The sequence below is a fragment of the Mesorhizobium huakuii genome, assembly GCF_030160235.1.
GTDB lineage: Bacteria > Pseudomonadota > Alphaproteobacteria > Rhizobiales > Rhizobiaceae > Mesorhizobium > Mesorhizobium huakuii.
In genome coordinates, this window is sequence record NZ_BSNY01000035.1 from 113330 (window position 1) to 135181 (window position 21852).

Here is a 21852-nt window from a genome sequence, read left to right on the forward strand (position 1 = left end):
TGCCGGTGTAGCGGGCTTCATCGGTTCAGCCGGGGCAGGAGCCGGGGCCGGTGTGCTGGCCGCTGGCGGTTCGGCGGGTGCCGGATGCTGGCCGCTTCTGCCGAAAACGTAGTACGCGACAATCGCCAGGATAACGACGACCAGAGCAATCAGCCAGGGGCTGCCGCCGCTGCCGCCGCTTGGCCTGTCGTTTGATGGATTCGCCATAAAAGTGTCCTCCGTGGATGAAAATTATCAATCAACAGCCATCAACGTGCAACCGTTGAATGGGTTTCACGCTAGGGAAGGAAAGCGCCGAAAACACGGCGTTTAGGGCCCCCCACTGCCATCCGACTCAATTGACGGCGGTGACAGTATAGCCGGCTTTACGAAAATCCTCGACCAGTCCCTCTCCGGGCTGGCGACGTTTCGCCACGCGGTGTCCCAAACCAACCGATGCTATCGTTGGTTGCGAGGGATTTGCCGATATGACGCCCACTGCACAGACTTTTCCCGATCCCGAAGGCGTTCTCGCCGGCGCTCAGTTCGCCGACCGATACGCGCTGACAACCGATGGTCTCGCCCTGACCGCCATTGGCGCGGCCGAACGCGTCCTGGGGCGGACACCGAGATGGGTCGGCCGCCTTACGCAGCTGCGCAACCTTGCCATGAGGCCATTCGGGCTGAAAACGGGGGCGGAGCCCGACGCGCCGCCGGAAAGCAGGATCGGCATATTTCCACTCATCAGCCAGGCGCCCGACAGGGTCGTCCTTGGCCTGGACGACTGGCATCTCGATTTCCGCGTCCTGGTGGAGGTGAACGATCTCGGCGCGGGCCGGCAGGAGGTGGCTGCGTCGACAATCGTGAAGACGCACAATCTGTTTGGGCGCACCTATCTCGCCATCGTCATGCCGTTTCACCGGATCATCGTCCCGGCGATGTTGGCTCAGGTCTTGACCAAGTAGGGGTTAAAGCCCGACGGCGGTGACGGTGTAGCCGGCCTTGCGGAAATCCTCGACCAGTCCTTCGGGACCGGGAAGATGCAGCGCGCCGACAGCCATGAAGGCGTTGCCCCTGGCCAGGATCGGCCCGGCATGGTCGACCATCACCTTGTTGCGGCTGGTGATCATGGTTTCCTCGAAGGCGGCATAGCCCGAGGGATCATTCTGCTCTTCCGGCATGGCGGCGCGGAACAGCGGCCAGAACATGCCGGTGTCGCCGCGCTGGTAAAGCACGATCATGGTTTCGTTGATGTCGTTGACCTTGTCGCCGAGCTTCAGCGTGTCGACCAGGCCCTTCATGTGAAAGGCGAGCGGCAGCGAGGCCATGGCGCGCAACTGGCTCTCGGCGGTTTCCAGGCCCTCCACCGGCTTGCCGGCCGCCTTGGCGCTCTCGGCCAGCTTGACGTCGAGCACCGGCGCCCCGCCCGACTGGCGGGCGAGTTCGCAGGCCGGCAGCGCCATCATCGCCGACAGCATCCACGGCTTCATCTTGGCGACCGTTGCGGGCGGGATGCCGCGCGCGTCGAGTGCTGCGTTCATCGCCGCCGCTTCGTCCGGCTTCAGCAAGGAGGACAGCGTTGTGGAGTCGGTGAACATCATCAGGTCCGGCTCCTTCAGCATCGCCGTCATCATCTTCTGCTTGTCGAGCACGTCGGTGGTTTCGATGATGAGGGTGCCGGCGGCGTCAAAGGCCTTCTGTGCTTCCGGCGGCAGCGTGGTGACGCGCGGGTCGGTCATGTGCATGGTGCCGAAGAGGTAGGACGGCTGTTCGCCCGATTTCTCCAGCTTCCACAGCAGGCCCTTGCCATTCTGCGTGGCGGCGGCTTCCGCCTCGATCTTGCTGTAGGTGGCGGGGTTGCTCTTCTGCAGGGCCGACAGCATGTCGGCGCCGCTGCAGGTCGGGATTTCCGCATGCGCCCTGCCGGCCGCGAACAACAGGACGGCAAGGAAGGACAGGAAAAACAGCACGTTGAGCGCAACGAGCAGCTTCAGCGAGATGGAAGCTGCACGATCGGCGATGGCAAGGACGCGTTTCATGGCCCCTTTCTAAGGGTGAAAAGCGGCAAAACGGTTAATCGGCAGATCGAAATTGAAGGGGTTACGCCCTTGGATGGGCCGATTCGTAGATTTCGAGCAGCCTTGCCGTGTCGACGCCGGTGTAAATCTGCGTCGTCGACAGGCTGGCGTGGCCGAGCAGTTCCTGGATGGTGCGCAGATCGCCGCCGCGGCCAAGCAGATGGGTGGCGAAGGAATGGCGCAGCGCATGCGGCGTCGCTGTGTCGGGCAGGTTGAGCGCCGAGCGCAGTTTGGCCATGGCGCGCTGGATGATGGCCGGGTTGAGCGGGCCGCCGCGCGCGCCGCGAAACAACAGGCCTTTCGGATCGAGATGGTGGGGGCAGAGCCGGCGGTATTCGGCGATTGCCTTGAGCGCCACCGGCAGCACCGGCACCAGCCGCGTCTTGCCGCCCTTGCCGGTGACACGCAGCACGGTGTCGGCCTCCGACGCCAGATCGGCGCCGGCGAGGCCGAGCGCTTCGGAAATGCGCAGGCCGGAGCCATAGAGCAGCGTCAGCACGGCGGCGTTGCGGGCGGCGATCCAGGGCTCCTCGGCCAGCTGGCTTTCCACCGACACGACCTGTTTGGCGTCGCTCGCAGTCAGCGGTTTTGGCAGCGATTTGGGCTGGCGCGGCGCGCGCAGCGCGGCAGCGCCGGCCGCGTTGGCGAGGCCACGGCGTTCGAGGAAACGCAAAAGCGAGCGGATGCCGGCGAGACCTCGGCCCAGCGTGCGGGGGCCGGCGCCGGCGTTGCGGCGGGCGGCGAGAAAGCCGCGCAGATCGGCCGGGCGCAGATTGGCGATGTCGGAAATGCCGGGCGAGCCGCCGCAATGGCCGGTGAGGAAATGCAGGAACTGGCGCGTATCGCGCTCGTAGGCTTCCACTGTCTCGGGTGACAGGCGACGTTCACGCGCGAGCATCTTCAGCCAGCTTTCGCGCGCTGCCTGGAGATCGGGTTTCGCCGGGATGAGGAATTCCTGCATGGCGGCATTTTCTTGTATCCGGGTTAGGAAGCGGTGAAGAGCCCGTCATTGAAATGACAGCCGCGTGGGGTTAGAGCAGGCCAAAGGATATTCGCGATGAGCAAGCCGCAAAACCCTGTCCAGATGGCCGTGATCGGCGCCGCCCATGGCATCAAGGGCGAACTCAGGGTGAAGACCTTCACCGGCGATCCGATGGCGCTTGCCGACTATGGGCCGCTCTATGCCAGGGACGGCCGCGCCTTCCAGATCACAGACATCAGGCCCGCCAACACCGTCGTCGTGGTGCGGTTCAAGGGCATCAGCGACCGCAATGCCGCCGAAGCGCTCGCCGGCACGGAATTGTTCGTCGATCGCTCGATGCTGCCGGACGATGGCGAGGAGGATGAATTCTACCATGCCGACCTGGTCGGACTGGAGGTTCGGGATGATACGGGTGCCGCGCTGGGCAAGGTGGTCGCGGTGCACAATTTCGGCGGCGGCGATATTCTCGACGTGACGCTTGCCGGCCGCAAGGGCGTGCTGATCCCGTTCACGCAGGCCGCCGTGCCCGCAGTGTCGATCGCAGAGGGCTTTGTCCGCGTCGACCCGGTGGCGGCCGGGCTGGTCGAGGACGAGGATGGCGATGCGCCGCGCGAGGAAGACTTCGACCCGAAGGGCAGGCCGCGCGGACCGCGCGACGCCGGGGGCAACCGGTGACATTCAAGGCTTCGGTGCTGACGCTCTATCCCGAGATGTTTCCGGGCGCGCTCGGCCTGTCGCTGGCCGGCCGCGCGCTCGAGGCGGGCACCTGGTCGCTGGAAGCGGTCCAGATCCGTGACTTCGCCACCGACAAGCACCGCACCGTCGACGACACGCCGGCCGGCGGCGGTGCGGGCATGGTGATGCGCGCCGATGTCTTGGCCAGGGCGATCGACCATGCCTCGCCGCCGGGCGATGCGCGTCCGCGCCTTTTGATGAGCCCGCGCGGCAAACCGCTGACGCAGGCGCGCGTGCGGGAACTTGCCGCCGGGCCGGGGGCCGTCATCCTGTGCGGCCGCTTTGAGGGCGTCGACCAGCGGCTGATCGAGGCGCGCGGATTAGAGGAAGTCTCGATCGGCGATTTCATCCTCTCCGGCGGCGAACCGGCGGCGCTCGTGCTGCTCGACGCGGTGGTGCGGCTGCTGCCCGGTGTCATGGGCAATGCGGTGTCGGGCGAGGAAGAGAGTTTTGAAAACGGCCTGCTTGAACATCCGCATTACACAAGGCCGCAGGAATTCGAAGGGCACGCGATCCCCGAAGTGCTGACGTCCGGCAACCACGCAAGAATAGCGAAATGGCGGCGAAGCGAGTCCGAGAGATTGACAGCGGAACGAAGGCCCGATTTGTTGGCCGCGCTGCCGGACTTGCCGCGAAAGTAAGCCACGCGCAGAGCTCGTCATAAGAAGGGGTGACCATGGCGTTTGTCCTCGGCGTTGTTGTTTTCGCTGGCATATTCGGCTTCTTGGACAGATACATTGCCTGGCCGGCTGGCAGCCCGGACCACGCTCGATGATCGCCGGTCATTTCGGACTTGCCGCAGCCGTCAAGGCGCGTCGCCCAAACGTGCCGCTCTACGGGTTGATGCTGGCGACGGCATGGCTGGATATCGTGTTCGTGCCGCTGCTGCTGACCGGGGCGGAGGGTCTCTCCAAAGCGCCTGACGCGCAGGCGGCCGGATATGGCGCTGCCTTCATCCATGCCTGGTACACGCATTCACTGCTTGGGGCGCTCGTGCTCTCGGCGATTTTCGGCGCCTTCTTTGCACCGCGATACGGGCGCTCGGCGGCAGTCGTCGTCGGCGCGGTGGCGTTTTCGCACTGGCTCCTCGATCTGATCGTGCATCGGCCCGACCTGCCCTTGCTGCCGGCAAACGCCTTCAACCTGCCGCTGCTCGGCTTGGGCCTGTGGCGCTATCCGCTGGTTTCGGCGGGCCTGGAACTGTTGATCGTGCTCACAGGCTTCGGGCTCTACTGGCAGGCCGCCGTAGCGGCCAATCGCAGGGCTGCGAAATCAGTCAGTCTGGCGCACGCGATCGGCGGCGCGGCACTTGCCGCCGGCATCGTCGTGCTTGCTATCGACTTCCTGTCGCCAGGCTGAAGGCCACTCAGCCCTTGCCGAAATAGTAAAACGCCAGAAACAGGCCGACGGCGACGACGAAGCCGCGCACCACGTTCTGCGGCACGCGCCTGGCGATCCACACGCCGGCATAGCCTCCAAGCGCACCGCCCGGGATCATGACGATCGCCTGCGGCCAGGCGACGACGCCACCCGAGACGAAGACGACGATCGCCACCGCGGCGACGACCACGGCCAGCATGTTCTTCAGAGCGTTCAGCCGGTGGTAGTCGCCGGCCTGGGTCAGGCCGAGCGTCGCCAGCATCATCACGCCCATGCCGGCGCCGAAGAAGCCGCCATATATGGAGGTGACGAACTGTGCCAGCAAACCGGCGAGCGAGCCGACCGCCGCCTCATGACCGGGTTTTGGCGCTGGCTTCAGCCACGGCCCGGCGGCAAACAGGGCGGTTGCGCCCAAAAGCAGCCACGGCACCATGACGCGGAAGGACGGGTTTGACAGTGCCAGAAGGATGAAGGCGCCTGCCAGCGCGCCAGCCGCCGAGATCAGGCAGAGCAGCAGGGCACCGCGCCAGAAGTGTCTGATGTCGGTCCAGTAGGCGAGCGTCGAGGTGATGTAGCCCGGGAACTGCGTGACCGAGGAGGTGGCGTTGGCGACGATCGGCGGCACGCCGACCAATGTCATGGCGCCGAAGGTGATGAAGGTGCCGCCGCCGGCAACCGCATTGGCGGCGCCGGACAGGAAGCCCGCCAGGAACAGCAGGATGGCGTCGAAGACAGACATGGGATGCCACCGCGAAAAACTCTGTTATGTCAGGCTTAGAAAGGCCTGAGGATCGACGCAACCCGGCACGAAACGATTACGATGGTGCCATGCCGGCAAAAAAGACTCGTGCGCGGGCGTGACAAAGCGCCGAAATAGCTGTATGTGCGCGCCGAACCGGAAGAAAAATCTGCCGGACCCGTCAACAATGACGGTGTAGTCGTCCCTGTCCGATGTCTTGCAGACGAATGTCTCTGAGGCAAAGGACATAGCCGAGCGGTCAATGGAACTGCAAGGCGAGTGTCGGACGCTCTGACTGTCGGAAGAACAAGAAGTGGATTACCCAAGATGGATCTCATCCGTCAGCTCGAGGCCGAGCAGGCCGCCAAGATCGAAGCCAAGCGCAAGCTCCCCGAATTCCAGCCCGGCGACACCGTGCGCGTCCAGGTCCGCGTGACCGAAGGCACCCGCACCCGCGTCCAGGCCTATGAAGGCGTCGTCATCGCCCGCGCCGGTTCCGGCTTCCAGGAAAATTTCACCGTCCGCAAGATCTCCTACGGCGAAGGCGTCGAGCGCGTGTTCCCGGTCTTCTCGCCGATGGTCGAGGGCGTCGAGATCGTGCGCCGCGGCAAGGTGCGTCGCGCCAAGCTCTATTACCTGCGCGATCGTCGCGGCAAGTCGGCCCGTATCTCGGAAAACACCGGCGTGCGCGCCCGCAAGCTCAACGATGAGGAGCGCGACGCGCTGAACGCCGAGAAGGCCCGCATCGAGGCCGAGAAGGTCGCGGCCGCCCAGGCGCTGGCCGCCGAGACGGCCGCCAAGGAAGCCGCCGAGAAGAAGGCCGCCGCCGAGGCAGCCGCCGCCGCTGAGGCAACCCCGGCCGAATAAGGCTTTCGACGAACGAGTTCTGAAAAGGCGGCTTCGGCCGCCTTTTTTCGTTTCACCAGACTGTGAACGCTTCCGGCCCGGAAACCGTATCCGGTTGTTGACCACGTATTATCTTGTGTACTAAATAATCGTGCACAAGATAATTGGAGATTTGAAAAATGGCACTCTACACCACACAGGCTCACGTCACCGGCGGCCGCGCCGGCCATGGCGAGACCAGCGACGGCCTGCTCAAGGTCGACCTGGCGATGGCCAAGGAGCTCGGCGGGCCGGGTGGCGCCACCAATCCCGAGCAGCTTTTCGCCGTCGGCTACGCCGCCTGCTTCGAAAGCGCCATCCGCTTCGTGGCGCGCAAACAGAAGCTGCCGCTTACGGATGCCTCGATAACCTCGACCGTCAGCCTGCTTCCCAATGGCGAGGGCTTCAAGCTCGGCGTCGCGCTCGCGGCGGAGACGAAAGGCCTTGATCAGGCGGCCGCGGAAGCGCTTGTATCGGAAGCGCACAATATCTGCCCCTATTCGAACGCCATCAGGGGAAACGTCGAGGTGGCGCTTTCGGTAAAGGCGGCATGACGGGAAAGACCACAAGGAACCACAGCGACGTCCCGGCGGAGGCGGCCGGGACGGTAAAGGTGCCTCGACTCGACCAGCAGCTCTGCTTCGCGCTCTATTCGGCGAGCGGGCTGATGACGAAGCTCTATCGGCCGTTGCTCGATCCGCTCGGCCTGACCTATCCGCAATATCTGGTCATGCTGGTGCTGTGGGAGCACGCGCCGAGCACCGTGGGCGCGCTTGGCGAGGCGCTGGGCCTCGATTCCGCGACGCTGACGCCGCTGCTGAAGCGGATGGAGGCGGGCGGGCTCGTCACCCGCCGTCGCGATGCCGCCGACGAGCGCCGCGTGCTGGTCGAGCCAACGGCCAGGGGCCAGGCGTTGCGCACGCGGGCGCAAGATGTTTCCGCAGCATTTGCTTGCAGCGTGCCGCTGGAGCCTGGTGAAGCGAAAGCGCTGCATGCTACGCTCACCCATCTCGTTGCCGGCATGCGAAATGTTGTTGCGGAAGACGCCTCGGCGGATGCGGAAGCGTTGGTTTCTGGTTCGACATAGCCAGATCATCCCGAAATTCCTTGATACAGGGCATCCGAATCTCTTTTCACGCGCGCTGACGCGGCGGACCGTCTTGCATGGCGCATGCGGAAAGCTAAAGTCGGCGCCGGATTTCCTGTAAGCCCATCCGGGCGCCTTCAATTTTCCGGGAGTGTGTCATGACCAAATCGAAACTGCTGCTGGCCGGCCTGCTGGCCCTCGTGCTGGCGCCCGTTGCCGCCTTCGCGCAGGCGCTGCCCGATCTCGGCGGCAGAAAAGTGGTGGTGGTGACCGAAAACGCCTATCCGCCGCTGCAGTTCATCGATCCCAAGACGGGCAAGCAGATCGGCTGGGAATATGATGCGATGAACGAAATCGCCAAGCGGCTCAATTTCAAGGTCGAGTACCAGAACACCTCCTGGGACGCGATGATCCAGGCGGTTTCCGACAAGCAGTACAACATCGGCATGACCGGCATCACCATCAAGGATGACCGCAAGGAGAAGGTCGATTTCTCCGACCCCTATATGCGCTCGGAGCAGTTCATGCTGGTGCGCGGCGACGAAAGCCGCTTCACCGACGCCAAGACCTTCGGCGCCTTCAAGGACGGGCTGATCGGCGCGCAGCCCGGCACCACGCCCTTCTACACCGCCGTCTACAGCGTGCTCGACGGCAATGAGCAGAACCCGCGCATCAAACTGTTCGAGACTTTTGGCGCCACGGTGCAGGCCCTGAAATCGGGCGACGTCGATGTCGTGCTGACCGACGGCACCGCCGGCAAGGGCTATGTCGATGCTTCCGAGGGCAAGCTCAAGCTGATCGGCGGTCCGCTCGGCACCGAGGACTTTGGCTTCATCTTCCCCAAGGGATCGGACCTGGTGAAGCCGGTCAACGCCGCGATCGCGGCGCTCAAGGCGGACGGCACGCTCGATGCGCTGAACAAGAAGTGGTTTCTTGACTACAAGATGGGGCAGTAAGCCCTGTTGTCGCGCGTGCGGGGTAATGCGCACGAATTCGGGCAGAGTTTGCGCTTGAACGCCTCCCTCTGCCCTGCCGGGCGTTCGTCGTTCGGCAAGCCAAGCAATTGGCTTCCCGTCCGCTGCGCGGACCACGTCCTCAACCCCCTCAAGGGGGGAGATCGGCTGTTTCTTCCGCTTTCGCCAATCACCAACGCTGCAAGACCAGAGGGGGGTGCCTTGGCGCGATCCTTTTGATGGGGGGTCCTTCCCCTAAAGCCGAATTCCCCTGGTGGCTTGCAACTGCCGCCGTGCTTGCACTGGTGGCGGCCTTGTTCATCGCTGCCAGCGATCTCTATGCCCAGGTCTTCGCCACGGTCGCCAAGGGCATCGGCATCACCGTCTTCGTCACCGTCGTCGCCTTCGCCATGGCGTCGATCATCGGTCTCGGGGTTGCGCTGATGGGCTTGTCGGGGTCGTCCTGGCTTCGCCAGATCGCGCGCTTCTATGTCGAGATCATCCGCGGCGTGCCGATCCTGGTGCTGTTGTTCTGGATCGCCTTTGCCGGCGCACCGGCCTTCGTCGCCGCCTGGAACGCGCTGACTTCGCCGCTGCAAAATGCCGGCTATCTCGGCGAGCTCCTGGTGCGCGACGTGTCGCTGCTGTGGCGCGCCGTCATGGCGCTGACCATCGGCTACTCCGCCTTCATCTCGGAGGTCTTTCGCGCCGGCATCCAGGCGGTCGAGAAGGGCCAGATCGAGGCGGCCAAGGCGCTTGGGCTGAGTCGTACGCAACGTTTCCGGCTGATCGTCTTTCCGCAGGCGATCCGCACCATATTGCCGCCGCTCGGCAATGATTTCGTCGCCCTGGTCAAGGATTCCTCGCTGGTCTCGGTGCTCGGTGTCGCCGACATCACCCAGATGGGCAAGATCTATGCCGCCGGCTCGTTCCGCTTCTTCGAGACCTATTCGATCGTGGCCTATATCTATCTCATCCTCACCGTCGGCCTGTCGCTGGCGCTCAGGGCGCTGGAGCGGCGCCTGCGCCACCAGCACGAGGAATAGTTTTCGGGTGAGGAGAGGGTTACGATCCCGTCGATACCGAGGGAGGTACTCATGATCGTCGACAAGGCCAATGCGGCGCTGGATTCCGTCTATGGCGCCGACACGCCGGAAACGCTGGCGCAGGCCTATGCCGCCTGGGCCGCGACCTATGACAGCGAGACGGCCTCGCTCGGCTATCTCCTGCCGTTCCTGATCACCGCCTGGGTGGCGCGCTATGTTCCGGCTGGCGAGGGGCCGCTGCTCGACGCTGGCTGCGGCACCGGCCTGTCGGGTCCGTCGCTGAAGGCGCTGGGCTATGGCGATATTGCCGGGCTCGACTTGTCGGACGACATGCTGAAGATCGCCGGCAGCCGCAATGCCTATGGCGAGCTGAGAAAGGCGATGCTGGGCGGACCGCTGCCCTGGCCGGATGGTCATTTCCGCGCCTTCTTCTCGACCGGTGTGTTCACCATCAGCCATGCGCCGGCGGCGGGCCTGCACGAACTGGTGCGCATTACCGGGAAGGGCGGCCACGCCATCTTCACCGTGCGCGACCAGGTGTTCGAGAGCGGCGGTTTCCAGGCCGTGTTCGATGAACTGGAGCAGGCAGGCAAATGGCGGCTGGTCGAGCAAAGCCCGTGGTTCAGGTGTTACGCCATCGCCGAGCCGGACGCGCTGGTGAAGACGTTTGTGTTCGAGGTGATGTGAGTGCCGCGTTCTTCCCTTCTCCCACAAGGGAGGAAGGAAAGCCGCACCGCCACGCCGCAATTGCCGAAAAGCCAAAACATTGATATGAGCCACGCCATGGAAGAGCTTTTTGGCGATCCGGCTTACAAGGGGTTCGTGCTGCAGGATAGAAAACGCCTGCCGTCGCGCTTCTCCGCGCGCGTCTGTGGCGCTTTGACCAGCCGACTTAGCTAGGCCGCTTTCGCCGGGCCAAGGGCTTGCGGCGTTACACTCTTCCCATTCTCATATCGACGGATTTACGCACATGAGCGCACCGCGCACCCTCTACGACAAGATTTTCGACGACCACGTCGTCGACCGCCAGGACGACGGCACCTGCCTGCTCTATATCGACCGCCACCTCGTCCATGAAGTGACCAGCCCGCAGGCCTTCGAAGGCCTGCGCATGAGCGGCCGCAAGGTCCGCCATCCGGAAAAGACGCTGGCCGTAGTCGATCACAATGTCTCGACCTCGCCCGAGCGAAAGTTCGGCATCAAGAACGAGGAAAGCCGCATCCAGGTCGAGGCGCTGGCCAAGAACGCCAAGGACTTTGGCGTCGAATATTATTCCGAGAACGATATCCGCCAGGGCATCGTCCACATCATCGGACCGGAACAGGGCTTTACCTTGCCCGGCATGACCATCGTCTGCGGCGACAGCCACACGTCGACGCATGGTGCGTTCGGCGCGCTGGCGCACGGCATCGGCACGTCGGAAGTCGAGCATGTGCTGGCGACACAGACGCTGATCCAGCGCAAGGCCAAGAACATGCTGGTGCGCGTCGACGGCCAGCTGCCGGAAGGCGTCACCGCCAAGGACATCATCCTGGCCATCATCGGCGAGATCGGCACCGCCGGCGGCACCGGCTATGTCATCGAATATGCCGGCGAGGCGATCCGCGCGCTGTCGATGGAAGGCCGCATGACGATCTGCAACATGTCGATCGAGGGCGGCGCGCGCGCCGGCCTGATCGCCGCCGACGAGACCACCTTCGCCTATGTCAAGGACAAGCCGCGCGCGCCGAAGGGCGCTGCCTGGGATGCCGCGCTCGCCTACTGGAAGACGCTGCAGTCCGACGAAGGCGCGCATTTCGACAAGGTCATCGTGCTCGACGCGGCCAAGCTGCCGCCAATCGTCTCCTGGGGCTCCTCGCCCGAGGATGTGGTCTCCGTGCAAGGCATCGTGCCGAACCCGGACGATATCGCCGACGAGAACAAGCGCACTTCCAAGCAGCGCGCGCTCGATTATATGGGGCTGACGCCGGGTACCAAGATCACCGACATCGCGCTCGACCGCGTCTTCATCGGCTCCTGCACCAATGGCCGCATCGAGGATCTGCGCGCCGCCGCCAAGGTGATCGAGGGCAAGACCGTGAATCCGCGTGTCAACGCGATGATCGTGCCGGGCTCCGGCCTGGTCAAGGAACAGGCGGAAGCCGAGGGTCTCGACAAGATCTTCCGCGCCGCCGGTTTCGACTGGCGCGAGCCGGGCTGCTCGATGTGCCTTGCCATGAACGACGACCGGCTGAAGCCGCATGAACGCTGCGCCTCGACCTCGAACCGCAATTTCGAGGGAAGGCAAGGCTTCAAGGGCCGCACCCATCTGGTGTCGCCGGCCATGGCGGCGGCGGCGGCGATCGCCGGCCACTTCGTCGACATACGCGACTGGAAATAACCTCCGGTCCACATATTCCAACGACTGCCGGACCCCGGACCGCATTGCGGCTCCGGGGTCTTTTTCATCCGCGCGGTCCGCATATTCGCTCGGGCTTAACCGCTTGTTTGGGCTTGCGCTCTATGCTCTTCCCTGACGTCAAGCGAGGGGAAGTCACCGTCCTTTGGACACCGGCCTGTTGATAGCGCTGCTCAATCCGACGATCGCGCTGGCCCTCGGCGCGGCCTTCTTCGTGCTATGGGCCCATCAGCGCCACCGGCCCTATCTGGCCGTGCTGGCGCTCAGCTACTGTGCTTCGGCGCCCGGCTTCCTGTTCCAGTATTTCACCTTGCCTATCGGCATGGTGCTGACCAAGCTGGTGTCCAACATCTGCTTCGCCATCGCCGGCTGCTGCCTGTCGGGCGCCATCGTCGCCCGCTATGGCCGCAAGGTGCCTTATGTGGCGATCGGCGTGCTTGCCGGTGGCGGGCTGGCCTCGTTCTGCTGGTTCCTGTTCGTCGCGCCGGATCTCACCTGGCGTATCCTGGCGATGAATTTCGCCTTCGGCGGGCTCAGCCTTCTGGTCGGCGCCGAACTCAGGCCGGTGCGCAACAACGGCCCGACCGAGAAGATCCTCTTCGTGCTGTCGCTGCTGTCGGGCCTGAACTTCTTCGTGCGCACTTTGATCGTCGTCATCGCGCACGGGCCGTTCACCAGCTATGATGGGTTCTACGGTTCGTCCTACTGGACGACGGCACTGCTGTCGCATGCGCTGCTGTCGCTGCTCATCGCGCTTTGCCTGTTCACCGCCGCGGCCCTCGACGTCATGAAGGCCCTGAAGGCCGAGACGCATACCGATCCGCTGTCGGGCCTGCTCAACCGTCGCGGCTTCGAGGAGCGCGCGGCCCAGCTTCTGCGACACTGCGCGGTGGCCAGGTTCCCGGTGGCGCTGGTGCTGGCCGACCTCGATCATTTCAAGGCGCTCAACGATGTGCACGGGCATGCCGCCGGCGATCGTGTGATCGCGGATTTCGCCGCCAAGCTCCGGTCGGCCACCGGCGCGCGCGGCGCTGCCGGACGCATCGGCGGCGAGGAGTTCGCCGTGCTCCTGCCGTTGAGCGATCTCGCCGCCGCGCGGCTGTTCGCCGAGGCGGTGCGCACGCTCTACTCGGCGGGCGGCATCGACGGGCTTCCCGCCGACACCAAGGTCACCGCCAGTTTCGGCGTGGCGGCCCGCAGCGGCGAGGAAGCGCTGGAGCCGTTGATGCGCCGTGCCGACGAGGCGCTTTACAAGGCCAAGAAAAACGGCCGCGACAGCGTGCGCCTGTCCTACGAACGGCCCGAAGCGCTGTTCGTGCCGGAGCCGTCCAGGGCCGGCTGAAGCCACACATCCCAGCTCACGTTAACGTCTTTTTCGCCCGTCGGTGTTTAGGTGAGGCACGGGGTGCGAAAGAGATGAGCGGCGCGAACTTCATCCTGCTGATCAATCTGTCGGTTGCCGGCCTGCTGGCGGCATCCTTCATGGCGGTCGCGTTTCATGATGTCGGTCGCACACCGGCGCGCTGGTTTGCTTCTGGCTATGTCCTGGGCATGGTCTATTCGGCGATCGAATTCAGCATTCCCGCCTTCACCGATGCCCGGCTGCCGGTAGTCACCGCCTTCGCGGTCTTCCTTGGCGCGACAATAGCCCTCAACGTCGGACTGGCCCGCAAATACGGCGTGGCGCCGCCATGGTCGCCGATGCTGTTCTTCCTGGTCGCCGCCACCATCGTCGTCTATTTCGTGCAAGACCTGCCGCGCCAGTCGCTGGTGCGCATGATGGCCTACCAGCTTCCCTACGCCGTCATGCAATTCGCCGGATTGGCCATCGTCTGGTCGTCCAGGCAGAGGCGTGGCCGGCTCGATCGCATCCTGATGGCGGTGCTGGCCGCCAGCGCCGTGCAGTTCGCGTCGAAGCCGTTCATCGCGCATGCGCTCGGCGGCTGGGGCGCCAATCCGCAGGCCTATCTGCAAAGCAACTACGCGCTGGTGTCGCAATCGCTCGGTACCGTCTTTGCCCTGGCCATGGCGCTGCTGACGCTGGCCATCCTGGTCCGCGATGTGCTGGCCGAAGTGACGTCGAGATCGGAGACCGACACACTTTCCAGACTGCTCAATCGCGGTGCCTTCACGCGCCAGGCCGAGCAGGCCGTGCTTGGCGCCATGCGGCAAGGCGTGCCGGTCGCGCTGGTCATCGCCGATCTCGATCACTTCAAGAGCATCAACGACAATTTCGGCCACGCCTCCGGCGACCGGGTGATCGAGACCTTTGCCGGTTTCCTGCGCGAAGCCGCCGCCGGGCACCATGTCGCGGGCCGCATCGGCGGCGAGGAATTCGCCATAATCCTGCCGGGAACCAATCTGGCCGCAGCGCGGCTGTTCGCCGAGGGCACGCGCAGCGCATTCGGCGCACTGCCCATCGACGGGCTGCCGGCGAACGTCAGCTGCACGGCGAGTTTCGGGGTTGCCGAACTTCATCCCGGCGAAACCATCGCCGATCTCATGCGGCGCGCCGACGAGGCGCTCTACCTGGCGAAGAATGCCGGGCGCGACTGCGTACGTGTCTCGGCCGGGCCGGGAGGCGAGTGGTCGTCCAGCGCAGTCGTCATCAATTCCAGATCAGCATGACGTCTGGTGGATCGTCATTCCGCTCCATCTCTTCGCCGTTTCCATGAAACGGCGAAGAGTTCTAGCGGCAAGGGCTGAGTTCGGGCATCTCGCCGTCGGAAAGCCCGTACATGTAGCTGCGGCCTTTGACGAAGACCGGCGGCCGGTAGCAATCGCCGTAGCTCGAAATCTCGTCGGATTCGTTCTGGTAGATCACCTTGGGCTGGCCGGCGCTGGTGTAGTCGGACAGTTTCTTGGCCAGCTTGCCTTCGCCGACGATGATGCGTTTGTAGCCGGCAGCGCTGTCGATGACGAGATTGCCGAAGGAATCGGCATAGACGCGATCCTGGTGGCGTCCATCGGCCAGCGTGGGCGTCGCCAGGCCGGCGACCGAGGCCGCTACAATGAGCGCAGCAAGGCGCAATTTGCTCGAGTTCATGCGCATGGCGTTTTCCTTTTTCGAGGCCAAAGCGCGTCGCGACGCGCTTTTATCTCTTGTTTGGATGCATGTCGTTTGTCCCAAAACCGCTGACGCACTTTTGGGCGACATGCATGCCTCCTCGAATCAGAAATTAACTCTTTCTTAACCTTTGTTAAGAGGCCGGCGCGTTGCACGGCGATGTCTCGTCAAACATGGTTAATTTCCGACTGGAGGAAAAACCCGACAGCCATCATTCGGCCATGCTTGGCGGCACCATCGCGCCGGCACCGAATGGATCCGAAGGTGACTTCGAGGCAGCCTTGATCTTGGCGCAGCATCGTGGCTAGTCTGCCGCGGGGGGAGGACAGCATATGGCGTTACGCCGGACGGTTTGGGTGTCCGTTTTCCCTTTGCTTGCCATCGTTGCGGCCTGCGTGCCGCAGGATGGCGCGCCGAAGGCGGCCAATGTCGTCTCGCCTGCGCCGGCTCAGCAGTCCATCGCAGCCGCGTCACCGCCGGCATCCTCGCCTCCAGCACCGGCAACCAAGATCACCACCGATCTCACCGCGCCGCGATCCGCAGTGGGTACGGCAACCTATGGATGCGGCAATGGCAGCGCGATCACCATCCAGAATCTCGGCTCGTCGTTGCGTGTGATCGAGCCGAACGGCGCGACCGAAGAGTTCGCGGCGTCGCCCGCCAACCAGTCAAGCCGCTACCAGGAAGCCGCCACGCATAACGCAATCGTGATCGACGGGCGTGAGGCGCTGGTGATGAAGAGGGGCTCGACGCCGCAGACCTGCAGGCGCTAGGTCGCACGGCCGAGAAGTCGCGTATGCTGCACTGCAGCGATATCGAGCCGGCTTTGCGTCCTCCACCCCTAATCGATTGAAGCCCGAGCCTGCCTTTTTGTCAGACTAAATGACGTTTTCAAAACGATTTTCTGGCTTTGACGCGGTGCAAAAAGAGCATTAGAAACCGGCTGTCCGAAGTCGCAATCGAAAGCGGCAATGCCGCATTTCCACCTGAGGCTAAAAGCGCGTCGCGCCGAAACGGATTCATGCGACGCGCTTTGGATTCTTGTTTGTGCATGCCGTCCTCTCAAAACCGAGGTCACTTTTGGGCGACATGCACGAAGACGCCGAACCTGGGGGAGCCATGAGCAAATCACCAGCCACCCGCGAATTCGCCAGACGTGAACGGCCACTTTCGCCGCACCTGACGATCTACCGGCCGCCGATCACGATGACGATGTCGATCATCCATCGCATCACCGGCGGGGCGCTTTACTTCGGCACGCTGCTGGTCGCGGTCTGGCTGATGGCGGCGGCGAGCTCGCAGGCGACCTTCGACTGGGTCAACTGGGCTTTCGGCACCTGGCTCGGCCGACTGATCCTGTTCGGCTACACCTGGGCGCTGATGCACCACATGCTGGGTGGCGTGCGCCACCTGGTCTGGGATACTGGCGCCGGCCTCGAAAAGCACACTGCCTCGAAGATCGCCTGGGCGACGCTTGTCGGCTCGGTCCTGCTCACCTTGCTGATCTGGATCGCCGGCTACATGGCGCGGGGAGCCTGATCATGAGCGGCAAGAACAACACCGATATGCGCACGCCGCTGGCGAAAGTCCGCGGTCTCGGCTCCGCCCGCGAGGGCACCGGCCATTTCTGGCGCCAGCGCCTCACGGCCATCGCCAACATCCCGCTGATGCTGTTCTTCGTCGGCTTCCTGATCGCGCTCAACGGCTCAGGCTACGCGGAAGTGCGCGCGGCCCTTGCCAATCCGTTCGTGGCGCTGGTGCTGGCCCTGGTGCTGATCTCCGGGTTGATCCATATGCGGCTCGGCATGCAGGTGATCATCGAGGACTACATCACCAGCGAAGGCCTGAAGCTGGCGACGATCGCGCTCAACACATTTTTCACCGTAGCGGTCGGCGTCGCCTCGATCTTCGCCCTGCTCAAGCTGGCATTCGGAGGCTGAGTTGGCCAAGGACGCGAAATCAGCCAAAATGGCAGGCTATAATTTTGTCGACCACAAGTTCGACGTGGTGGTCGTCGGCGCCGGCGGCGCCGGCCTGCGCGCCACGCTCGGCATGGCCGAACAGGGCCTGCGCACCGCCTGCATCACAAAAGTGTTCCCGACGCGCTCGCACACGGTGGCCGCGCAAGGCGGCATCGCCGCTTCGCTGTCCAATATGGGTCCCGATTCCTGGCAGTGGCACATGTACGACACCGTCAAGGGGTCGGACTGGCTCGGCGATGTCGACGCCATGGAATATCTGGTGCGCGAAGCGCCGGCCGCGGTCTACGAGCTCGAGCACTATGGCGTGCCGTTCTCGCGCACCGAAGAGGGCAAGATCTACCAGCGGCCGTTCGGCGGCCACATGATGAACTACGGCGAAGGCCCGCCGGTGCAGCGCACCTGCGCGGCGGCCGACCGCACCGGCCACGCCATCCTGCACACGCTCTACGGCCAGTCGCTGAAGAACAACGCGCAGTTCTTCATCGAGTATTTCGCCCTCGACCTGATCATGGAGCCGGATGGCACCTGCACCGGCGTCGTTGCCTGGAACCTCGACGACGGCACCATCCATCGCTTCTCGGCCAAGATGGTGGTGCTGGCCACCGGCGGCTATGGCCGCGCCTATTTCTCTGCGACCTCCGCGCACACCTGCACCGGCGACGGCGGCGGCATGGCGGCCAGGGCCGGCTTCCCGCTGCAGGACATGGAATTCGTGCAGTTCCATCCGACCGGCATCTACGGTGCTGGCTGCTTGATCACCGAAGGCGCCCGCGGCGAGGGCGGCTATCTCGTCAATTCCGAGGGCGAGCGCTTCATGGAGCGCTACGCGCCGTCGGCCAAGGACCTTGCCTCGCGCGACGTCGTCTCGCGCTGCATGACGCTGGAGATCCGCGAGGGCCGTGGCGTCGGCAAGAACAAGGACCACATCTTCCTGCATCTCGACCATCTCGATCCGGCCGTGCTGCACGAGCGGCTGCCCGGCATTTCGGAATCTGCCAAGATCTTCGCCGGCGTCGACCTGACCAAGGAGCCGATCCCGGTGCTGCCGACGGTGCACTACAATATGGGCGGCGTGCCGACCAATTACTGGGGCGAAGTGCTGAACCCGACGACGCGCAGCCCCGACAAGGTGTCGCCTGGGCTGATGGCGGTCGGCGAGGCCGGCTGCGCCTCGGTGCACGGCGCCAACCGGCTGGGCTCGAACTCGCTGATCGACCTGGTGGTGTTCGGCCGCGCCGCGGCGATCCGCGCCGGCCAGGTCATCGACCGCAAGTCGGCGATCCCGTCGCCCAATGAAGCCTCGGTCGAGAAGATCATGGACCGCTTCGACGGACTGCGCCACGCCAATGGCTCGACGCCGACGGCGGTGCTGCGCGAGAAGATGCAGAAGGCGATGCAGGAAGACGCCGCCGTGTTCCGCACGCAGGAATCGCTGGAGAAAGGCTGCAAGCGCATTTCGCAGATCTGGGGCGAACTCAAGGACATCAAGGTGTTCGACCGTTCGATGATCTGGAATTCCGACCTGGTCGAGACGCTGGAGCTGGAGAACCTGATGGCCAATGCCATCACCACCGTCTACAGCGCCGAGGCTCGCAAGGAGAGCCGTGGCGCGCATGCGCGTGAAGACTTTTCCGCGCGCGACGACGCCACCTGGCGCAAGCACACGCTGGCCAGGGTGAGCGAAGACGGCAAGGTGACGCTTAGCTACCGGCCGGTGCACACCGAGCCGCTGCTGGCCGAGAAGGACGGCGGCATCAGCCTCGCCAAGATCGCGCCCAAGGCCAGGGTGTACTGACAATGGTGCTGGCGGCCACGGGATATGCCAGCAAGCCCCTTCCGGCCAAGCTCGGCCTGAAGGACGGCATGACTGCCGCCTTCATCGCGCTGCCGCCGGAGCTCGACGACCTGGCCGGCGCCGTCGATTTCGCAGAGGTCGACCGGCTGGCCGATTGGTCCGACATTTCGGGCCGCCATCAAAGATACGACGCCGTCCACGCCTTCACCCGGCAGCGCGCCGAGATCGAGGATCGCCTCGGCGATGTCGAGGCGGCGATCAAGCGTGACGGCATGGTCTGGGTGTCGTGGCCGAAGAAGGCATCGAAGGTGCCGACCGACGTCACCGAGGGTATCGTGCGCACCGAAGCGCTGAAGCGCGACCTTGTCGACGTCAAGGTCGCAGCCGTGAATGAAGTCTGGTCCGGGCTGAAGCTCGTCATCCGAAAGGACCTGAGGTAATGGTCGAACTGACGCTCCCCAAGAATTCGAAGATCCAGCAGGGCAAGACCTGGCCGAAGCCGGAAGGCGCCACCAATCTGCGGGAATACCGCATCTACCGCTGGTCGCCGGACGATGACGAGAACCCGCGCATCGACACCTATTTCGTCGACATGGACGATTGCGGACCGATGGTGCTCGACGCGCTGCTGTGGATCAAGAACAAGATCGACCCGACGCTGACCTTGCGCCGTTCCTGCCGAGAAGGCATTTGCGGCTCCTGCGCCATGAACATCGACGGTTCCAACACGCTGGCCTGCACCAAGGGCTGCGACGACATTTCCGGCGCCGTGAAAGTCTATCCGCTGCCGCACATGCAGGTGGTGAAGGACCTGGTGCCCGACCTCACCAACTTCTACGCCCAGCATGCCTCGATCGAGCCGTGGCTGAAGACGGTGTCGCCGCAGCCGGCCAAGGAATGGCTGCAGAGCCATGAGGATCGCGAGAAGCTCGACGGGCTCTATGAGTGCATATTGTGCGCCTGCTGCTCGACCTCGTGCCCGAGCTACTGGTGGAACGGCGACCGCTATCTCGGCCCCGCGACGCTGCTGCAGGCCTATCGCTGGCTGATCGACAGCCGCGACGAGGCCAAGGGCGAGCGGCTCGACAATCTCGAAGACCCGTTCCGGCTCTATCGCTGCCACACCATCATGAACTGCGCGCAGACCTGCCCGAAGGGGCTGAACCCTGCCAAGGCGATCGCCGAGATCAAGAAGATGATGGTGGAGCGGCGGGTCTGAAGCTGACGTTACCCGCCGACTTCTCCCTGGATGCCGTCGCGGCGATCCGGGCGCGACTCGATCTGGTGCGAAGCCAGGGCGTAAAAATCCTGTTCGCCATCGAAAGCGGCAGTCGCGCCTGGGGGTTTCCGTCTCCCGACAGCGACTATGATGACTGCCGGTTTGTCTATATCAGGCCCGTGTCGGATCACCTCGTCCTGCAACAGCCGCGCGACGTTATCGAGTTTCCGATCGAAGGCGAGATGGATGCCGGTGGCTGGGATCTGCGCAAGGCCTTGCTGCTGGCGCTCGGTGGCAATGCGGTCATCGTCGAGTGGGCAAAGTCGCCCATCGTCTATGAGGAAGTCGCGGGATTTCGCGCGCGCCTTCTCGACCTGTTGGGCGAGATCGTCGATCCAGTAAAGGTATCCCACCACTATCTCGGCCTGGCGCGCTCGCATGTCGCCAAGATCGGCAGTTTCTCAGGCGAGGTGAAGCTGAAGAAACTGTTCTATCTGATCCGCCCGCTGGTGGCTCTCGACTGGATGGATCAGCGCAGCTTTGCCTGCCTGCCGCCTATGAACCTTGGCGAATGCCTGGACCAGACGGACGTGCCGGCGCCGGCAGCCGAGGAAATCCGCAGCCTGATCGAGCGGAAAAGCCGGACGCGGGAGATGGGGTCCGGTCCCATCCCGACCGCGATCGCGCGCTATCTCGAAGCGCGCTACGGTCATCACGCAATGAACCTTGCCGCCCCGGTGCGGGATGATGCTCACCAGGCGCGCAGACACGCCCTTGCAACTGCGTTTTATCGCCGCGAGGCCGAACACCTTCCATGAGCCAAGACCTTCTCTCGCATCGAAGCCCGCGTGCTCGGTTGCTGAAGGAAGCAACCGACGAACCGCCCAAGCTGCTTGCGCAGAAGGGCTGGTGTGGCCGATGTTCGGCTCGTGAACGCTGTCAGCCCAGATTGCCCGGCAGTTCTTGCTGATCGCGCCGCGGTCCAGCTGGCCAGGCGGCCGACCGCGCCCGATCTCTTTTCAAACATGTCGCTTGCCGGTCTGGCGTGCCGAGTGAATCCTGGCGACTAATATTAGCGCGCTCTCAAGTAACTGATTGCTGGATACGCGTAGTTGCTGGTATTGCCTTAGTATAGTTTTAAACAGTCATCGATATTCACTTTCGAGATCGCGGTTCGAGTGCAAATCAGTGCGCGGCTTCATCGTGAATGGGTATTCAGTATCTGGGCCATTGATCAGCGCCACGACAGTGGGATCACTCACCTGGCTTGTGTCGCTGATCTATTTTCAGGACAGGGGACTGCTCGCGGCTCTCGGCCTGGGGATTTTGATCGCGCTTCTCTGGCTTGACGGCTTCCGGGACAAAAAGGCGGATCAGCAAGGAAGCAGGTGGTTCAGGCTCTATTTCTCGCTCTTCCCCTGCCTTCTGTTCCTCGTCTATGTCTATCTGGAAAGCGTCTTCGGCTATTTTGACCCGACTTAAACACCGCCTGTGAGAATATGTCATTAAGTCAGCATGTTAGGCGCG

General features: G+C 63.9%; 26 protein-coding genes. 22 read left to right on the top strand and 4 right to left on the bottom strand.

The genetic code is table 11. The annotated features are described in order from the left end of the window. Positions 1 to 467: 467 nt before the first annotated feature. On the top strand, positions 468 to 944 hold the full coding sequence (locus QQK95_RS19320) for a DUF2867 domain-containing protein (RefSeq protein ID WP_284275642.1): 477 nt from the start codon (positions 468 to 470) through the stop codon (positions 942 to 944). Positions 945 to 947: 3 nt separating this feature from the next. Here QQK95_RS19320 and QQK95_RS19325 read toward each other — a convergent pair whose 3' ends face one another. Together QQK95_RS19325 and QQK95_RS19330 are read right to left on the bottom strand one after the other, a co-directional pair. Further along, the gene (locus QQK95_RS19325; protein WP_284275644.1) at positions 948 to 2018 is read right to left on the bottom strand and encodes a TraB/GumN family protein; all 1071 of its coding nucleotides are present in this window, start codon (positions 2016 to 2018) and stop codon (positions 948 to 950) included. 61 nt (positions 2019 to 2079) lie between these two features. Continuing rightward, positions 2080 to 3018, bottom strand: coding sequence for a tyrosine recombinase XerC (locus tag QQK95_RS19330; protein ID WP_284275646.1), 939 nt, complete (start codon positions 3016 to 3018; stop codon positions 2080 to 2082). A gap of 96 nt (positions 3019 to 3114) precedes the next feature. On the opposite strand from QQK95_RS19330, the gene rimM reads away from it, so the two are divergent. From rimM to QQK95_RS19345, 3 genes are all read left to right on the top strand, one after another. Then, positions 3115 to 3714 (top strand): ribosome maturation factor RimM, encoded by a 600-nt coding sequence (gene rimM, locus QQK95_RS19335; protein WP_284275649.1) that lies wholly within the window; start codon positions 3115 to 3117, stop codon positions 3712 to 3714. Next, complete coding sequence (trmD, locus tag QQK95_RS19340; protein ID WP_284275651.1) at positions 3711 to 4415, top strand: tRNA (guanosine(37)-N1)-methyltransferase TrmD; 705 nt, start codon at positions 3711 to 3713, stop codon at positions 4413 to 4415. Before rimM ends, trmD begins: the two co-directional genes overlap by 4 nt. Before the next feature lie 130 nt (positions 4416 to 4545). After that, the gene (locus tag QQK95_RS19345) at positions 4546 to 5133 is read left to right on the top strand and encodes a hypothetical protein (RefSeq protein WP_284275653.1); all 588 of its coding nucleotides are present in this window, start codon (positions 4546 to 4548) and stop codon (positions 5131 to 5133) included. A gap of 7 nt (positions 5134 to 5140) precedes the next feature. On the opposite strand, the gene QQK95_RS19350 is transcribed toward QQK95_RS19345, so the two are convergent. Further along, complete coding sequence (locus QQK95_RS19350; protein ID WP_284275655.1) at positions 5141 to 5893, bottom strand: sulfite exporter TauE/SafE family protein; 753 nt, start codon at positions 5891 to 5893, stop codon at positions 5141 to 5143. A 327-nt stretch (positions 5894 to 6220) separates the two neighbouring features. Here QQK95_RS19350 and rplS point away from each other — a divergent pair, with 327 nt between their 5' ends. The 10 genes from rplS to QQK95_RS19400 all read left to right on the top strand — a co-directional run bounded on the left by rplS (position 6221) and on the right by QQK95_RS19400 (position 14890). Beyond that, positions 6221 to 6760 (top strand): 50S ribosomal protein L19, encoded by a 540-nt coding sequence (rplS, locus tag QQK95_RS19355; protein WP_284275658.1) that lies wholly within the window; start codon positions 6221 to 6223, stop codon positions 6758 to 6760. A gap of 158 nt (positions 6761 to 6918) precedes the next feature. After that, the gene (locus QQK95_RS19360) at positions 6919 to 7332 is read left to right on the top strand and encodes an organic hydroperoxide resistance protein (protein ID WP_284275661.1); all 414 of its coding nucleotides are present in this window, start codon (positions 6919 to 6921) and stop codon (positions 7330 to 7332) included. Beyond that, the gene (locus tag QQK95_RS19365; protein ID WP_284275662.1) at positions 7329 to 7865 is read left to right on the top strand and encodes a MarR family winged helix-turn-helix transcriptional regulator; all 537 of its coding nucleotides are present in this window, start codon (positions 7329 to 7331) and stop codon (positions 7863 to 7865) included. Before QQK95_RS19360 ends, QQK95_RS19365 begins: the two co-directional genes overlap by 4 nt. A gap of 158 nt (positions 7866 to 8023) precedes the next feature. Next, positions 8024 to 8821 (top strand): basic amino acid ABC transporter substrate-binding protein, encoded by a 798-nt coding sequence (locus QQK95_RS19370; RefSeq protein WP_284275665.1) that lies wholly within the window; start codon positions 8024 to 8026, stop codon positions 8819 to 8821. A gap of 236 nt (positions 8822 to 9057) precedes the next feature. Beyond that, the gene (locus tag QQK95_RS19375; RefSeq protein ID WP_284275667.1) at positions 9058 to 9864 is read left to right on the top strand and encodes an amino acid ABC transporter permease; all 807 of its coding nucleotides are present in this window, start codon (positions 9058 to 9060) and stop codon (positions 9862 to 9864) included. A 51-nt stretch (positions 9865 to 9915) separates the two neighbouring features. Continuing rightward, complete coding sequence (locus QQK95_RS19380) at positions 9916 to 10551, top strand: class I SAM-dependent DNA methyltransferase (RefSeq protein WP_284275669.1); 636 nt, start codon at positions 9916 to 9918, stop codon at positions 10549 to 10551. Then, a complete protein-coding gene (locus tag QQK95_RS19385; RefSeq protein WP_284275684.1) occupies positions 10552 to 10764 on the top strand; it encodes a hypothetical protein in 213 nt (70 codons plus the stop codon). It begins immediately after the preceding gene. A 70-nt stretch (positions 10765 to 10834) separates the two neighbouring features. Next, positions 10835 to 12244, top strand: coding sequence for a 3-isopropylmalate dehydratase large subunit (gene leuC / locus QQK95_RS19390; RefSeq protein WP_284275671.1), 1410 nt, complete (start codon positions 10835 to 10837; stop codon positions 12242 to 12244). 163 nt (positions 12245 to 12407) lie between these two features. Beyond that, positions 12408 to 13604 carry a GGDEF domain-containing protein gene (locus QQK95_RS19395; protein ID WP_284275673.1) on the top strand — a complete coding sequence of 399 codons (1197 nt, stop codon included), beginning with the start codon at positions 12408 to 12410 and terminating at the stop codon, positions 13602 to 13604. 74 nt (positions 13605 to 13678) lie between these two features. After that, complete coding sequence (locus QQK95_RS19400) at positions 13679 to 14890, top strand: GGDEF domain-containing protein (protein ID WP_284275675.1); 1212 nt, start codon at positions 13679 to 13681, stop codon at positions 14888 to 14890. Between the two features lie 61 nt (positions 14891 to 14951). On the opposite strand, the gene QQK95_RS19405 is transcribed toward QQK95_RS19400, so the two are convergent. Next, positions 14952 to 15314, bottom strand: a complete 363-nt coding sequence (locus QQK95_RS19405; protein ID WP_284275677.1) for a hypothetical protein — start codon at positions 15312 to 15314, stop codon at positions 14952 to 14954. Positions 15315 to 15661: 347 nt separating this feature from the next. Here QQK95_RS19405 and QQK95_RS19410 point away from each other — a divergent pair, with 347 nt between their 5' ends. From QQK95_RS19410 to QQK95_RS19445, 8 genes are all read left to right on the top strand, one after another. Beyond that, a complete protein-coding gene (locus QQK95_RS19410; protein ID WP_284275678.1) occupies positions 15662 to 16102 on the top strand; it encodes a hypothetical protein in 441 nt (146 codons plus the stop codon). Positions 16103 to 16448: 346 nt separating this feature from the next. After that, entirely contained in the window at positions 16449 to 16868 is a 420-nt protein-coding gene (gene sdhC, locus QQK95_RS19415) for a succinate dehydrogenase, cytochrome b556 subunit (RefSeq protein WP_019862010.1), read from the top strand. 2 nt (positions 16869 to 16870) lie between these two features. Then, on the top strand, positions 16871 to 17269 hold the full coding sequence (gene sdhD / locus QQK95_RS19420) for a succinate dehydrogenase, hydrophobic membrane anchor protein (protein ID WP_284275679.1): 399 nt from the start codon (positions 16871 to 16873) through the stop codon (positions 17267 to 17269). A gap of 28 nt (positions 17270 to 17297) precedes the next feature. After that, on the top strand, positions 17298 to 19106 hold the full coding sequence (gene sdhA / locus QQK95_RS19425; RefSeq protein WP_284275680.1) for a succinate dehydrogenase flavoprotein subunit: 1809 nt from the start codon (positions 17298 to 17300) through the stop codon (positions 19104 to 19106). A 2-nt stretch (positions 19107 to 19108) separates the two neighbouring features. After that, positions 19109 to 19546 carry a DUF3052 family protein gene (locus QQK95_RS19430; protein ID WP_284275681.1) on the top strand — a complete coding sequence of 146 codons (438 nt, stop codon included), beginning with the start codon at positions 19109 to 19111 and terminating at the stop codon, positions 19544 to 19546. Beyond that, positions 19546 to 20325 (top strand): succinate dehydrogenase iron-sulfur subunit, encoded by a 780-nt coding sequence (locus tag QQK95_RS19435; protein WP_010912301.1) that lies wholly within the window; start codon positions 19546 to 19548, stop codon positions 20323 to 20325. Before QQK95_RS19430 ends, QQK95_RS19435 begins: the two co-directional genes overlap by 1 nt. Positions 20326 to 20390: 65 nt before the next feature. Further along, positions 20391 to 21143 carry a nucleotidyltransferase domain-containing protein gene (locus QQK95_RS19440; protein WP_284275682.1) on the top strand — a complete coding sequence of 251 codons (753 nt, stop codon included), beginning with the start codon at positions 20391 to 20393 and terminating at the stop codon, positions 21141 to 21143. Positions 21144 to 21513: 370 nt separating this feature from the next. Next, on the top strand, positions 21514 to 21807 hold the full coding sequence (locus QQK95_RS19445; protein WP_284275683.1) for a hypothetical protein: 294 nt from the start codon (positions 21514 to 21516) through the stop codon (positions 21805 to 21807). Positions 21808 to 21852 lie beyond the last annotated feature (45 nt).

Bases quoted from the DNA above. Each gene is read 5' to 3' on its own strand.
- QQK95_RS19320 (WP_284275642.1), top strand. From the start codon at position 468: ATGACGCCCACTGCACAGACTTTTCCCGATCCCGAAGGCGTTCTCGCC.
- QQK95_RS19325 (WP_284275644.1), bottom strand. From the start codon at position 2,018: ATGAAACGCGTCCTTGCCATCGCCGATCGTGCAGCTTCCATCTCGCTG.
- QQK95_RS19330 (WP_284275646.1), bottom strand. From the start codon at position 3,018: ATGCAGGAATTCCTCATCCCGGCGAAACCCGATCTCCAGGCAGCGCGC.
- rimM (WP_284275649.1), top strand. From the start codon at position 3,115: ATGAGCAAGCCGCAAAACCCTGTCCAGATGGCCGTGATCGGCGCCGCC.
- QQK95_RS19345 (WP_284275653.1), top strand. From the start codon at position 4,546: ATGATCGCCGGTCATTTCGGACTTGCCGCAGCCGTCAAGGCGCGTCGC.
- QQK95_RS19350 (WP_284275655.1), bottom strand. From the start codon at position 5,893: ATGTCTGTCTTCGACGCCATCCTGCTGTTCCTGGCGGGCTTCCTGTCC.
- rplS (WP_284275658.1), top strand. From the start codon at position 6,221: ATGGATCTCATCCGTCAGCTCGAGGCCGAGCAGGCCGCCAAGATCGAA.
- QQK95_RS19360 (WP_284275661.1), top strand. From the start codon at position 6,919: ATGGCACTCTACACCACACAGGCTCACGTCACCGGCGGCCGCGCCGGC.
- QQK95_RS19365 (WP_284275662.1), top strand. From the start codon at position 7,329: ATGACGGGAAAGACCACAAGGAACCACAGCGACGTCCCGGCGGAGGCG.
- QQK95_RS19370 (WP_284275665.1), top strand. From the start codon at position 8,024: ATGACCAAATCGAAACTGCTGCTGGCCGGCCTGCTGGCCCTCGTGCTG.
- QQK95_RS19375 (WP_284275667.1), top strand. From the start codon at position 9,058: ATGGGGGGTCCTTCCCCTAAAGCCGAATTCCCCTGGTGGCTTGCAACT.
- QQK95_RS19380 (WP_284275669.1), top strand. From the start codon at position 9,916: ATGATCGTCGACAAGGCCAATGCGGCGCTGGATTCCGTCTATGGCGCC.
- leuC (WP_284275671.1), top strand. From the start codon at position 10,835: ATGAGCGCACCGCGCACCCTCTACGACAAGATTTTCGACGACCACGTC.
- QQK95_RS19400 (WP_284275675.1), top strand. From the start codon at position 13,679: ATGAGCGGCGCGAACTTCATCCTGCTGATCAATCTGTCGGTTGCCGGC.
- QQK95_RS19405 (WP_284275677.1), bottom strand. From the start codon at position 15,314: ATGCGCATGAACTCGAGCAAATTGCGCCTTGCTGCGCTCATTGTAGCG.
- QQK95_RS19410 (WP_284275678.1), top strand. From the start codon at position 15,662: ATGGCGTTACGCCGGACGGTTTGGGTGTCCGTTTTCCCTTTGCTTGCC.
- sdhC (WP_019862010.1), top strand. From the start codon at position 16,449: ATGAGCAAATCACCAGCCACCCGCGAATTCGCCAGACGTGAACGGCCA.
- sdhD (WP_284275679.1), top strand. From the start codon at position 16,871: ATGAGCGGCAAGAACAACACCGATATGCGCACGCCGCTGGCGAAAGTC.
- sdhA (WP_284275680.1), top strand. From the start codon at position 17,298: ATGGCAGGCTATAATTTTGTCGACCACAAGTTCGACGTGGTGGTCGTC.
- QQK95_RS19430 (WP_284275681.1), top strand. From the start codon at position 19,109: ATGGTGCTGGCGGCCACGGGATATGCCAGCAAGCCCCTTCCGGCCAAG.
- QQK95_RS19435 (WP_010912301.1), top strand. From the start codon at position 19,546: ATGGTCGAACTGACGCTCCCCAAGAATTCGAAGATCCAGCAGGGCAAG.